The organism is Sodalis sp. RH24 (genome assembly GCF_047324145.1).
In the GTDB taxonomy this organism is placed as follows: Bacteria; Pseudomonadota; Gammaproteobacteria; order Enterobacterales; family Enterobacteriaceae; genus Acerihabitans.
This window is the reverse complement of record NZ_CP178729.1, coordinates 3,720,766-3,733,952: the sequence shown is the minus strand read 5'-3', so window position 1 is coordinate 3,733,952 and position 13,187 is coordinate 3,720,766. Positions and strand designations below refer to the sequence as shown.

Here is a 13,187-nt window from a genome sequence, read left to right as displayed (position 1 = left end):
GATGGTTCTCCTTATTCCGCCGGAATGACCGTCTGGCCGGGAAAGGTGGGATAAACGCGCTCACGCAGCCTGGAAACGCTGTCATAACCGCCGCTATACTGGCGCAGGGTGGTGGACGCCAGGGTCTGATCGTCAAGGCCTGCGGCCGCGAGCATTTTCTGTGTGGCGAAACCCCGGTCGGTGGGGATGGCATCCTTGCTGATATCCAGCAGGGCCAGCTGATGGATGGGTGAATAAATGGCGTTATAGATATCGCGCGCAAAACGCACCCAGCCTTCGTACCCCTTATAGGGACCGTTATGGTACGCATGGGCGTTCAGGTAGGGGACGCGGATTTTTTTCGCCACTTCGCCCGGGCGCTTGCCGGTAAAGATGACATCCGGCTTGAGCTGGTACATTGCTTCCAGGGTTTCCAGTTCATTGGGATCGTCGATGGCCATGGCGCCGGCCTCGCAGCGGGCAATGCCTTTTTCCATATCGCCCTGATGGCCGAATTTGGTATAGACCGACACCACTTCCACGCCCATTTCCGCATGGATCACGTGCGCCCAGTGCCAGAGTTTGGAACCGCCCGGCCATAAGCAGACTTTTTTGCCTTTCAGGCGCGCCATATACCAGTCAAGCTCCGGTTTCCAGCGGGCGGTTTCCTCGTCGATAATGGCCTGCGCGCGGTCTTCGATACCAAAAAACAGCCCGATCTTGCGCAGGGAATCCGATAAGGGGCCAAAACCAAAACCGTCGATATCCAGGCGCGGAATGCCGTAGCGCACCCGCAGTTCATTGGCGATATATTCCGCCGAGCGCGCGCATTCCAGCACATTAAGGTGGGCTTTATGCATGCCGCGCAAATCATCGTAGGAGCCGTTGCCGGTAAACGTGGACAGCACCTGGATACCCATGCGCTTAAAGTAATCCACCATCACTTCTTGATCGCCCTGGATATTGTATTCGCCCACATAGTTGATGACATGATCGCTGGTGATTTTCGGCTCGACGGTGCCGACCTTCTGGTTAATCCAGGCGATATTGATTTTATGATGGCCTCCGGACTGGCTGGGGCCGGAGAAACCCGGCGAATTGCAGACAAAAATATCCACATCCGGCAATTCGTCCATCACGTCCTGCGCCACGGCGGCGATATCGTCGCCGATCAGCGCCGACGCGCAGGTTTGGTAAATGGTCATGCGCTTAATGGTGGGCTGGGCCTTAAACGCCTCCAGGATATTCTGCTTCAGCACCCCTTCCGCGCCGAACACGATATGTTTTTCCTTCATATCGGTGGCAAAGGTATATTTCAGCTGGAAGTTGTCGTTATCACTGATGTAGCGTTTGGTTTGCCAGGTATCGTAAGTACATCCCACCGGCCCGTGGCTGATATGGATGACATCCTTCATCGGCGTGCCGATAACATGCTTGGCGCCGCAATAGGCGCAGCCGCGTTCGGACAATGTTCCCGGGATGGTATTCAGATAGCCCAGGGGCAGCACCGAGGTTAAGTCCTCCCCGGCGCCTTTGACTACGGCATGGAGTTTCCGCTCCGGTATACACTTGCTAACCTCAAACTCATGATGTGGCATGGTTCATTCCCCGATTAAGTAACTGGTCATCTTGCCGGCCGGCGGCGATCCGGTCCTTTAGCCCTTGGCGCTGTTCAATCAATCGGCCAGACCGTATTTGACCACCATGGCTTCCAGCGCTTCCATGGTCATGGGTTTAGGGATAACCAGGTTTTTATTTTCAATAATCTTACGTCCCAGCTCGCTGTATTCATGGGCCTGGTTAGATTCCGGATCAAATTCAGTAACGGTTTTTTTATTGAATTCCGCTTTCTGCACGATATTATCCCGCGGTACAAAATGCAGTAATTGCGTGCCGATGGCCGCGGTGAACTCTTCAACAAATTCCCGCTCCCCGTCAACCTTGCGGCTATTACAAATAATACCGCCGAGACGGACACCGCTTTGCTTGGCATATTTCACCAAGCCTTTGCAAATATTATTGGCGGCATAGATCGCCATCATTTCCCCCGAGGCGACAATATAGACTTCCTGGGCCTTGCCTTCGCGGATCGGCATGGCGAACCCGCCGCAGACCACGTCGCCCAAAACGTCAAAGAAGATAAAATCCAGATCTTCGGAGTAGGCGCGATTATTTTCCATCAGGTCGATGGCGGTGATGACGCCTCGTCCGGCGCAGCCTACGCCCGGCTCAGGGCCGCCGGACTCAACGCAGCTGATGCCGAACACGCCGGTTTTCACCACCATGTCATTGGTGATCTTTTCGGCGCCCCGATCGCGCAGCACGTCCATCAGGGTTTCCTGATGCATGCCGCCTAATATCAGCCGCGTGGAATCCGCCTTTGGATCACAGCCATGAATAAACACTTTTTGACCATGATAATAGGCTAATGCGGCGGCGGTATTTTGTGTGGTGGTCGATTTACCAATACCACCCTTGCCATAGATTGCCAGTTTGCGAGTCACAATAAAGAACTCCTCTGATGAATAATGTATAATGAATAAAAAATAGTAAAGACAGCATGAATAGAGCAATCCCCATGCCAAGGCATAAAACAGTCCGTACGGCCGCGATAATAATGCGTATTTTTTTGTAGCGGGAATACGTTACCGCCTGTATTTATTGGCAATATCACCATGCGGCGAAATCGTATTTTACATACCGCCGGTTGCTGACGGGAAAATGCATATCCGCGCATTTAGTACATTCGCGAACATTATTAAAAATAAAAGTTCACGACGGTGTTTTATCCGGTGGGAGGACCCGACCGGCCCGGCGCTTGATCCGTATCATTCACGTTTTAGCGCCGGTTGTGTTATTGGTGATCCAGCAGGAAGTGGCGACGGCGCATTTACATCATCTCTCTCAACACGACGAGGCACGATCATGCTTTATCTTTCCGATCAGGAACTGGATTCGCTACTGCAGGAAGATATCCGCTACGGCGACCTGACTACCCGCGCCCTGGGCATCGGCAACCGTCAGGGCGTCATGAGCTTTAGCCGGCGCACCGCCGGGAAAGTCAGCGGGCTGGACGCCGCAGCAAGGGTCCTGCAACGGCTGGGGCTCAGCGTGGTGATGGCGATGGCCGACGGGCAGATGGCGCAGGCCGGCGATGTGCTGTTAACCGCAGCCGGGCCGGCCGAAAGATTACACCAGGGCTGGAAAGTGGCGCAAAACCTCTTGGAATGGTGCAGCGGCGTCGCCCAGGCCACTCATGAGATGGTCGCCATGGCGCAAGCGGTAAACCCCAGGATGCGCATCGCCTGCACCCGCAAAACCATTCCCGGCACCAAAACGCTGGCGCTGGGCGCGGTGATTGACGGCGGCGGCATCCTGCATCGCTGCGGAACCGCGGATACGGTACTGTTGTTCGCCAACCACCGTCATTTCTGCGCCGATCCGGTGGATTGGCGCCAGCATGTGGCCACCCTGCGCGGCGCGGCGCCGGACCGGTTAATCGTGGTGGAAGCGGATAATGAAACCGAAGCCATGGCGGCTATAGACGCCGGCCCGGACCTGGTGCAACTGGATAAATTCAGTCCCGCCGCGGTAAGCCGGGCGCTGGCCTATGCCAACAGCCAGGCTACCGGTTGCCGGCTGGCGGCGGCGGGCGGGATCCATTCCGGCAATATCGGGGAATACGCCCGCACCGGCATTGAGCTGGCAATCACCTCGATGCCTTACTACAGTCCGCCCGCCGATATCGGCGTCCGGCTGTATCCCGCCAAGTGATACCGCCGTCATCCGCTTCGCGTCTCAACAGCGCACGCCGTAAGGTATTAGGGATTTCCGGCCGTTATTGGCGGTGAGTCGTGGGTCGCCAGCACAATGCTGGACGCCTTGACCAGGGCAATCACTTCATCACCGTCCTTGAGGCGCATGCCGGCGACGCTCTCATTGGTAATGACCGAAACCAATGACATGCTGGCATCGACGGCGACCGTGACTTCGCTGTTGATGGCGCCTTTGACGATGTTGGTGATGCTGCCGGTAAATTGATTGCGCGCCGAAAAACGCAGGCCGGTGCCGGCGGTCGTCAGGATCACCCAGGGCGCTTTGATAAACGCGCTGGCTTCGCCGCCAAGGCGCAGGTCGAGATAGTGCACGCTGCTATGGGTAATGGTGGCGACCAGCTTCTTGCCGCCCGCCAGGGTGATTTCTATTTCATCATTGACCGCGCCGGCGACAATGGCCGTTACGGTGCCGGTAAGATGGTTTCTTGCGGATGTCAGCATAGTCTTCTCCAGAAGGTAAAAGGAAGCCTGGGCAAAAAGTCACTATCCCTGCCAATACGCAGCAACTTTTATGCCATATATCCCGGACGGCGTTTATTTAAGTTATGACTCACCAGGAAAATGACCGGGCCGGCGCGGCCTGTTTCCCCAGGATACCTGATAAAGGCCCGCCGTTCATCTTAACAACCCCCTTGCGCTTCTGGGGATACCCGACGTTTCGCAATGTGCTCGCCAAGGGAAGGAAAAAGTTATTATCCGTCGCCGGATTTATTTATGACTACTATAAAACATCGGCCATCTAGCCATGGCTTATTAACATTGATTCATCGAACCTTTAATTATTATTCAATATATTTTTCAAAAAATAATGTTTTAATTTTAATAAATATCCCGTTGAGTATTCTCTAAGATTCCTTTGAGGTAAGGATATGAATAAGAAGTTTTTTTTCCTGGCGTGCTGGCTGGGCTGTGGCCTGGCGGGTGTTGCCCGGGCGGTAACCACCACCGGAGCCATTAACGCCTCGCTGACCTTAACCAACGGTTGCCTGATCAACGGCGACCCGGCCACCAGCAATGTTAACTTCGGCACGCTCGATTTCGGTACCCATCCCGCCACTTTCGAGGAGCTGAGCGCGACACTGAGCGGCGCCACCGGCGACGGCATCCGTGTTCGTTGTACCACCGGGGCAACCTTTAGCGTGCAGATAACCGGCAGCAACCCCGCGCCGGTGAATGTGTATGGCGCGGAAACCGCCAGCCCGCGTTATCTGGTGCTCGGCAGCGACGCATCACAGGGCATTGCGTATACGCTGTATAACGACGCCGCGTTTACCACGCCTATTGCCAACAATACCGGCCTGAGGGCTACCGGTGTCCCGGATCCGGTAAACGGCAATATTTATCCGGTATATGGTCGGGTCACCCAGGGCGGGAATAATACCAGCGTGCCGGCGGGTACTTATAGCGACGTGATTAATGTCCAGGTCATTTATTGATAGCGGAATGCTTAAGGGATGTCAGTACTCAACCGACGGCAACGGCCTCATTGCCTGGGCGTGGCGCTCGGGTCGCTGCTGGCGCTGTATCCAGGACCGCTGTCCGCCTTGCCGACGCAAAATTTTCAGATATCGGCGTCGGTGGTGTCGGGCTGCCAGATCCAGGGCGGCGGTGTGCTCGGGACGCTGGATTTCGGTACCTTGTCCGGTATCGATACCCGGGCCGCCAATGCCGCGCTGGTGCAAAGCGCCTCGTTTGCCATCGCCTGCACCCCGGGCACGACCTTAACCATGAATCTGGGCGGCGGTAATCATTTCACCACAACGCGTCATCTTCAGCGATTGAATAATACCGATCTGATTGCCTACCGCCTTTTCACCAGCGCCAGTTTATCGCCGGCCAGTGAAATTCCGGTTAACCAGGATATCGCCATCAGCCACGGCGATGGCGACCACATCCAGCTGCCGGTTTACGGACAGCTGCAGTTGGATGGCTTTCACCCGGCAGGAACCTATACCGATAGCATTACGGTAACCCTGTCCTGGTAACGATTTAGAAGGATCTGAATATGACCATTCTCGCCGTCGGGCGCTTTCTGTTGTCGCTGCTGCTGGGCCTGTGGCTGCCCATCGCCTGGGCGGGGCACGCCGTCCTGATCTGGCCGGTGGATCCCTTTTTGGCCGGCACGCAAAAAGCCACCGAGCTGTGGGTGGAAAACAAGGGCGCCGCCGCCACCTTGCTGCAGGTGCGGATCTTTTCCTGGGATCAGACGGAGGGCGGGGAGCGCTTTCATACGCAACAGGATATTATCGCCAGCCCGCCCATGCTCAGGCTGGATGCCGGACAAAAACAGCTGATCCGCATTATCAGGCAAGCGCCGCCGGCTTCCGGCCCGGAACAAGCCTTTCGCATCCTGCTCGACGAAATTCCCACCCCTAACGACCGGGCCGACGATCCCGCCAATTCGCTGATGTTCCAGATGCGTTACTCCATTCCGCTGTTTGTCTACGGCGGCCAATCGTCGCCGGACAGCGGCATGCCGCTGTTAAGCTGGCGTCTGGTCCAGGTACGGGGCGAGCCTTATCTGGAGATCCGCAACCAAGGACCGGTACACGCCCGGCTCAGCAAAACGCGGCTGGGGAAATATCAGCTCACCGACGGATTGTTCGGTTACGTACTGGCCAACGCCCGCCATCGCTGGCCGCTTAACGCCGGCGTTGACGCTCACGCGGTGCTGGAGACCCGGGTCGATAACCGCAACAAGGTATGGCGCGGCACGTCTTCCGCGCGCTAGATAATGGACCGTCCTGCGCCGACCTTTCTCCGCCGTTGCGCCGTTACCCTGTTAAGTTATTGGGCTTGCGGGTTTTCCATGGACGGCAACGCGGAAACGTTCTCTTCGCTGCCGCCGCCGCCGGGGATGGCGCCCGGGCAGGCGCAGCGTCAATATATGCTGGAGCTGGTGGTGAATGAATCCGCCGTCGGCCGGATCGTGCCGGTGGCGTTTCGCGACGGGCATTATACCGTGCCCACCGCCGATCTGGTGCAAGCCGGGCTGCCGGCCGATCGGCTAAACGCGCAGCAAACGGATGTCACCGCCCTGCCCGGCGTAACGGCGACTTATGACCGGCCGCGGCAGCGGCTGTTGCTGGCGGTGCCAGCCAGTTGGCTGCCGGAACAATCGATAAGCCTGGAGCCGGGCGGCCGGCGCCATCCTGCACGCGTCAGCCCCGGCGCGTTGTTCAACTATGATATTTATGGCAGTCGCATCAGCGGCGACGTGCGCTTAGCCGTATGGCATGAATTGCGTACCTTTGGCGATGCCGGCCACTTTTCCATTGACGGCGTGGCGCAGCGCCAGATAACCGGCGCGCCCGGCGGCGGCGGCTATATGCGCTACGATACCTATTGGGCCAGCCAGAACGAGGAGCATGCCCTGCGCTGGGCGGCGGGCGATGTGATCACCGACGCGCTATCGTGGAGCAGCAGCGTGCGTATCGGCGGCATCCAGCTCGCACGTGATTTTTCGGTACGCCCGGATATCGTGACCTATCCTCTGCCTTCGTTCGCGGGACAGGCGGCGGTGCCCACCACCGTCGATATGTTTATCAACGGTTATAAAACCAGCAGCAACAACCTCCAGCCAGGTCCTTACTCGCTCAACAATATGCCTTTTATCAACGGCGCCGGCGAGGCGGTTATCGTCACCACGGACGCGGTAGGCCGCCAGGTGATCACTACCCTGCCGTTCTATGTGTCCAGTACCCTGCTCAAACCCGGCTTATCCGATTATTCCGTGGGCGCCGGCGCGCTGCGCCGCGCGTATGGCGTAAAAAACGCCGATTACGGCCCGCCGGTGGCCAGCGGTTCCTACCGCCGGGGAACAACGGACTGGCTGACGCTGGAAGGCCATGCCGAGGGCGCGCAAAACCTGGCCCTGGCCGGCGCGGGCAGCCTGTTGCGGGTGGGACGCGCGGGAGTGATCAACGGCTCCTGGACCCACAGCCGTTTTGGCGGATGGACCGGAGAACAATATGGCTGCGGTTATCAATACAGTAACCGGGTCGCCAGCATCGGCACGCAGCATACCTGGCGCAGCAGTCACTTTGCCCATCTGGCGCTCTATGATGCCGGCGCCCGTCATCGGCCGCGCACCGCCTCGACGTTAAGCCGGGCCAGCGCGCAATATAACGCCGGCGTCACGCTGCATCGTTATGGCAGCCTCGGCGCGGCAATGATCGATATCCGCGGCCGGAGGGGCGATCGTACCCGCTTATGGAATCTGTCATGGAGCAGGAATCTGTGGGGCGACGCCAGCCTGTTTGCGACCGCGGGTTTCGATCGGCAACAGCGGGACTATTCCGGCGCCCTCTCGTTGATCATGCCCTTTGGCGGCCTGGCCAGCGCCAGCGTCGGCCTGGAGCGCGACAGGCCCGGCGGCGACGCCCAGCGCCTGACGGTGTCCCGCGCCATGCCCTCCGACGGCGGTTTCAGCTGGGACGCCTCCTATGCCCGCCAGCAAAGAGACAAAGATTATCGCCAGGCCACGCTCGACTGGCGTAACCGTTATGTCGACGCCTCCGGCGGCTTTTACGGCGTCAGCGGCAGCGACGTGCAATGGGCGGATATCAGCGGCGCGCTGGTGACGATGGATGGGCGGCTGCTGGCGGCAAACCAGTTAAATAATGCGTTTGTGCTGATAAAAACCGGGCAGCCGCAAGTGCTGGTGCGTTATGAAAACCAGCCGGCGGGCGTGACCGACCAAGCGGGCTACCTGCTGATTCCCAATGTTATCGCCTACTACCCGGCTAAATACGGCATCGATATCTTAAATATCCCCGCTGATTTGACGGCGCCCGCTATCGAGCAACGTTTCTCGGTGCCCCGCCAGAGCGGCTACCTGCTCCATTTCCCTATCGAGCCGCTGCGCGCGGCCAGCATCATCCTGCATGACGGCCAGGGCCGGCCGCTGCCCGTAGGCACCCGGGTCGTGCGCGACGGGCTGCCCGATGATTATGTGGGCTGGGAAGGCCTTGCCTGGCTGGAAAACCTGGCAACCGACAACCGGCTGCGCGCCGTCACCCCGGACGGACGGCGCTGCGCCGCCCGCCTGACGCTGCCGGACGGCAGGCCCCGGGCTTTACATACCTACGGGCCGTTGCCATGCCCGCTGTCCGCGACACCTTAAGGAACGCTTGATGAAAACCCTTTCCCCGGGATTGCTGTTGCTCGCATTATTATGCCAGTCCGCCCTTGCCGCCTGCGCCTTGCCCGGCCGTACCGTCGCCTTTGGCAAGGCAAGCTCTTTCAGCATTAACAGCACCGTCAGCACGTCCAGCAACAGTATCGAGGTTAACTGCGGCGCCGGCAGCACGCTTGCCCTGCTGAGCACCGACCATATTGATCTGCAGCTCTATTCCGCCAATGCCACCAGCAGCGGACAGGCGGCGCTGAAAGCCATCGACGGCGGCGATGTTATCCCCATCCAGGTATGCACCGCCGCCAACTGCGCCACGCAACTGGCGCTTAACGGCGCCCCGGTGAGATACCATTCCGCCGAGCTGGTAAACCTGGTCGGGCTGATGGGGGGGGCGAACTTCAGTATCCCGCTGTATCTGCACACCATGACGGGCCAGAACGTGGCGGCGGGAACCTATACCGTCACCCTGAATATCCTGGTGAACTACGCTATCTGCACCGGTATAGGCGCGCTGGGACAATGTATGCCGGGCAGCAGCCAGATGGGTTCCGCCATGGTGCCGCTGACGGTTAACCTGGTCATCACCAACGACTGCGTCACTATTACCGCCCCCGACATCAGCTTTGGCGCCGCGCCGCTGGTGAGCGGTTTTAATCCGGTATCGCAGACGATCGGCATCGTCTGTACCAAAGGCAGCACGTATACGGTGGGGATGAATAACGGCAATCATGCGGTCGGCAACGTCAGGCACATGGCCAGCGGCGGCAGTCTGCTCGGCTATGAGATCTCTAAATCCAACGGCGCCGAGTCCTGGCGTGACAACGGCAATGACCGTTGGTCCAGCGCGCTATCCAATAGCGTCAGCAGCGACGGCACCCTGCGTACCTACAATTATGTCGCGCGGATTTTGCCAAACCAGCCTACGCCGCCGCCGGGCAATTATACCGATAATGTGGTTATCGATCTGTCGTTCTAGGCCGTGCGGCAGGCGTTAAACAATAAAGAGTGGAAAGGGCTTAATTTCACGAATATCGCTATTATCAATAACCAATCCATTGACGTTTTTTAAAGAGTGGATTTTTGCGGCACCCTGGGCGGGCGTTAGCGGACGCTACGCCAGAGGCGTGGGTTTTGGCACCGACTTCCTGATCAATTCATCCGTTTCGAACGCCGGAATAGCCTCGCCGGAAAAGGCGACGGCATACCTTTGTCCCCCTGAACTGATATGCACAACAGTATCGTAGCTTTTACCAGAGGTTTCTTTTCTCCGCTTTGTCCTGCGAGACATCAGCTGAAGCGTTGTTTTTGGCATGACCAGAATACGTCCAAGCCTGAATTCATCATGATAAATAGACGTTTTCCTGTCATTTTCAATCAAAAAGAAATCAACTTTCATATCATCCCCGCATCGCTTGTTATATCGTTTAAAAATGCCCCCAGGGCCTGACTTTATTATACGAATTCATCGTCTCCCTAAAATAGCATCCAATGCCGACAGCAAAACAATATCCAGACTAATTTATAACATGCGCCGTCAAGCCGGCAGATACAAGCTTTTTTAACATTTATTTGACATATCCAGGCAATACCAATGCTAATTTCCTGTTGTAAAGGTAAATTTATTCAAAGAGTTGTTCAGCAATTCATCAGCAATGCTTAAGAAAAAATGCAGCTTTGCCACTTAAGATAATGCGTTAGCGACAAGAGAATTTACGGGCATGATTTATCGATGCCAATTGATTGCCTTTTATAGAAGTGTATTTTAGCCCGCCGCGTGCTTTTTATATTTTCACCCGCAGATAAACATATAATCTCAAATGCCAGTCAGGTAAATTTTTATAATTAATATATTTTGTAAAACGAATGATGGATTTGCTTATCCCCACCCGGGCCTCAAATCCTTGCCGGCCGTCGTGCCGCGGTTATTTTTACACAGGAAATCACCTGTTCCCGATAATATCGGCTGGCGGGGCTGAAGTGTTTTTCCCAAAACGGGCGCGCTGGTCAGGGACGAGGTTTGCTGCAAAAAAAAAAGCACGTCCTAAGACGTGCTTTTTTTCTGCCTTGTCTGGACTGCTGGAGACAAGACCTTGAAGAGGTTGGTCGGTGAGAGAGGATTTGAACCTCCGACCCATACGTCCCGAACGTATTGCGCTACCAGGCTGCGCCACTCACCGAATGCGGGCGCATCTTACTGCGGCCGTCTTTTTGCGTCAATCCCTTTTTCAAGAAATACTGCCGACTGTTTACAAAAGCGCCGCCGGCGGTACCTGTCGCTTACAGGGCCATCCCCTTGGCCGCAGGCTTGGCGCACCAGTTGTTCCGCGGGTTGATGCCGCCGTTCGGCGACGTATAGCCCAGGCAGCCGAGAATGGTATCAAACAGCTCTTCATGGCGATGGGTGGCGCCGATACGCTGCTGGGCCTGCAGGCGGTCGAACGCCTCCCGATGGGGCTGGTCGGCCAGGAACGCATCCGACGCCCAGACCATCATCGGTACGCGGAACTGTTCCGGCGGCGCCATATCGCGCGGCGTGCCGTGTAAATGGTAGTTTTCATCAATGGACTCGCCATGGTCGGAGGCGTAGAACACCAGGGCTTTTTTATTGCGCATCCTGTCGATGACGCTTGCGATAAAACTATCGGTATACAACACGCTGTTATCGAAGGCATTGATAAGCTGCGCTTTGGAGCAGGCATGATCCACGCCCATGCATTCAGGCTGGTAGCGGGCAAAATCCCGCGGATAACGCTGCGAATAGAGGTAATGCGAGCCTTTGGTATGCAACACCATCAGGTGCTTGCCTTTGGGGTAGCGTTTAAGCGATTCGCTCATCTCATCCACCAGCAGCATATCATCCACGGATTTGCCGTCGTTGCGTTTTTCCGCGGCGATCATCTCGCGAAACGAGAAGTTATTGGCATAGGTATTTTTATAAAACCACACCTCGCTCTGCATGGCGAACAGCTCCGAGGTAAAGCCGAGCGAACGCATTACCGCAAAGATATTCTGCTCTTTTAACGTCCGCTGCTGGTTATCCGCTGTCCCGCCCTCGCGCACGAACATGCAGCGCAGGGAGAGTTTGGTGGAGGTATCGCAGGATTGCCCGCGAAACGCCACCAGGTTTTTCTCGCGGGATAATTTGGGCGTGGTATCGCGGTGATAGCCCAGCAGCCCCATATGGTCCCAGCGGGTGGTTTCGCCGATGATAAAAACCACATAGGTATCATCGATACCGGCCGGAGTCACATAGGTAAACTGCTTGGCGGGATCGAACAGCGTGTCATTGTCCTGGTTTTCGTCGAAATGGGTGTAGGCGAACAGGCCAAGGGCCGCCATCCAGTTAACCGGCAGGTAGGAATGCGCGATAACGCCGCCGTAGCTGGGCAGATCGATATTGGTGATTTTTTCGCGCACGTTCTGCGCCTTATCCTGATAGCGCACCGGCAGCCAGATCAGCGCCAACGTAACCAGTAGGATCAACAGAGGCTTAATGCGCTGGCCGGGGGTCTTCATCTGCTGGATCAGGGTACCGCTCACCGAGTGTTTCCAGATCAAAAACAACGGCAAGGCGCTGACCGCCACCATCCACAGGACAAAATAAAACCCGACCACCTCTTTTGATAAATCAATATCCGTGGTCATGACAGAGGCAATAATGCCGTAGCCAATAACGACATTAAAATAGGTCATGTAATAACTGGCGGCAACCGAGATTAACAACAATACTGTAGCCACAGTACGGTAGAAATGACGCCCGCCCAGCGAAATCAGCCGCAGCAAAAAGAAGGTGGATAGCACCGTCACCATAATTTCGGTAAGGGCGATAACCATGTGGCCGACGGTGGTAACCGGATGAAGCACATCGAAACGCCGGATAAAAACCGACAGGTTAAGAAAAAAACCCACATAAACAGCGATTATTATCGATAGTTTTTGCTGCGACAGCTGTTTGACTAATTTAATCAAGGCAATAGTCCATGATAATCAATAAATTAAGGTCTCGCTGCCGGCGATTTGGCTAGCGGATTCGCACCCGACTTATGCCGCCATGGCTAACAACGAATGGATAAGCATACCTTTAATGTGCGAAACCATTTTGACAAATTTCATATTAAAAAGTTTTGGGTAGTAACGGTTTATCCTGCGGCGGACGCGCCGGGCAAAAAAAAACGCCGCAAGCAAAGGCTCGCGGCGTTATCCAACCGGTTTCACCGGCAGCCGCGCTGAGCGGC

Annotated in this window: 11 protein-coding genes and 1 tRNA gene; 6 read left to right on the top strand and 6 right to left on the bottom strand. The window is 56.4% G+C overall.

All coding sequences use genetic code 11. The features are described 5' to 3' along the window. Positions 1-11: 11 nt before the first annotated feature. Both anfD and nifH read right to left on the bottom strand, forming a co-directional pair. A complete protein-coding gene (gene anfD, locus ACL2XG_RS16955; RefSeq protein ID WP_413721683.1) occupies positions 12-1,577 on the bottom strand; it encodes a nitrogenase iron-iron protein, alpha chain in 1,566 nt (521 codons plus the stop codon). A 78-nt stretch (positions 1,578-1,655) separates the two neighbouring features. Beyond that, a complete protein-coding gene (gene nifH / locus ACL2XG_RS16950) occupies positions 1,656-2,483 on the bottom strand; it encodes a nitrogenase iron protein (RefSeq protein ID WP_410013000.1) in 828 nt (275 codons plus the stop codon). Between the two features lie 421 nt (positions 2,484-2,904). Here nifH and modD point away from each other — a divergent pair, with 421 nt between their 5' ends. After that, positions 2,905-3,753 carry a ModD protein gene (gene modD / locus ACL2XG_RS16945; RefSeq protein WP_413721684.1) on the top strand — a complete coding sequence of 283 codons (849 nt, stop codon included), beginning with the start codon at positions 2,905-2,907 and terminating at the stop codon, positions 3,751-3,753. A gap of 47 nt (positions 3,754-3,800) precedes the next feature. Here modD and ACL2XG_RS16940 read toward each other — a convergent pair whose 3' ends face one another. Next, positions 3,801-4,256: a TOBE domain-containing protein gene (locus ACL2XG_RS16940; protein WP_413721685.1), complete on the bottom strand. Its 456-nt coding sequence runs from the start codon at positions 4,254-4,256 to the stop codon at positions 3,801-3,803. A gap of 428 nt (positions 4,257-4,684) precedes the next feature. On the opposite strand from ACL2XG_RS16940, the gene ACL2XG_RS16935 reads away from it, so the two are divergent. From ACL2XG_RS16935 to ACL2XG_RS16915, 5 genes are read left to right on the top strand one after another with little or no spacing between them, the layout of a single operon-like run. Beyond that, positions 4,685-5,251 (top strand): spore coat U domain-containing protein, encoded by a 567-nt coding sequence (locus ACL2XG_RS16935; protein ID WP_410012997.1) that lies wholly within the window; start codon positions 4,685-4,687, stop codon positions 5,249-5,251. A gap of 18 nt (positions 5,252-5,269) precedes the next feature. After that, positions 5,270-5,800 (top strand): spore coat U domain-containing protein, encoded by a 531-nt coding sequence (locus ACL2XG_RS16930; protein WP_410012996.1) that lies wholly within the window; start codon positions 5,270-5,272, stop codon positions 5,798-5,800. 20 nt (positions 5,801-5,820) lie between these two features. After that, positions 5,821-6,546 (top strand): molecular chaperone, encoded by a 726-nt coding sequence (locus ACL2XG_RS16925; protein WP_413721686.1) that lies wholly within the window; start codon positions 5,821-5,823, stop codon positions 6,544-6,546. Positions 6,547-6,549: 3 nt separating this feature from the next. Next, the gene (locus ACL2XG_RS16920) at positions 6,550-8,940 is read left to right on the top strand and encodes a fimbria/pilus outer membrane usher protein (RefSeq protein WP_413721687.1); all 2,391 of its coding nucleotides are present in this window, start codon (positions 6,550-6,552) and stop codon (positions 8,938-8,940) included. 10 nt (positions 8,941-8,950) lie between these two features. After that, positions 8,951-9,928 (top strand): spore coat protein U domain-containing protein, encoded by a 978-nt coding sequence (locus ACL2XG_RS16915; RefSeq protein ID WP_413721688.1) that lies wholly within the window; start codon positions 8,951-8,953, stop codon positions 9,926-9,928. 135 nt (positions 9,929-10,063) lie between these two features. On the opposite strand, the gene ACL2XG_RS16910 is transcribed toward ACL2XG_RS16915, so the two are convergent. The 3 genes from ACL2XG_RS16910 to eptB form a co-directional block, all read right to left on the bottom strand. Continuing rightward, entirely contained in the window at positions 10,064-10,348 is a 285-nt protein-coding gene (locus ACL2XG_RS16910; protein WP_410012992.1) for a hypothetical protein, read from the bottom strand. Positions 10,349-11,052: 704 nt separating this feature from the next. Beyond that, positions 11,053-11,129: transfer RNA gene (locus ACL2XG_RS16905), tRNA-Pro, on the bottom strand. Positions 11,130-11,229: 100 nt separating this feature from the next. Beyond that, a complete protein-coding gene (gene eptB / locus ACL2XG_RS16900; RefSeq protein WP_413723514.1) occupies positions 11,230-12,918 on the bottom strand; it encodes a kdo(2)-lipid A phosphoethanolamine 7''-transferase in 1,689 nt (562 codons plus the stop codon). Between the last annotated feature and the right edge of the window lie 269 nt (positions 12,919-13,187).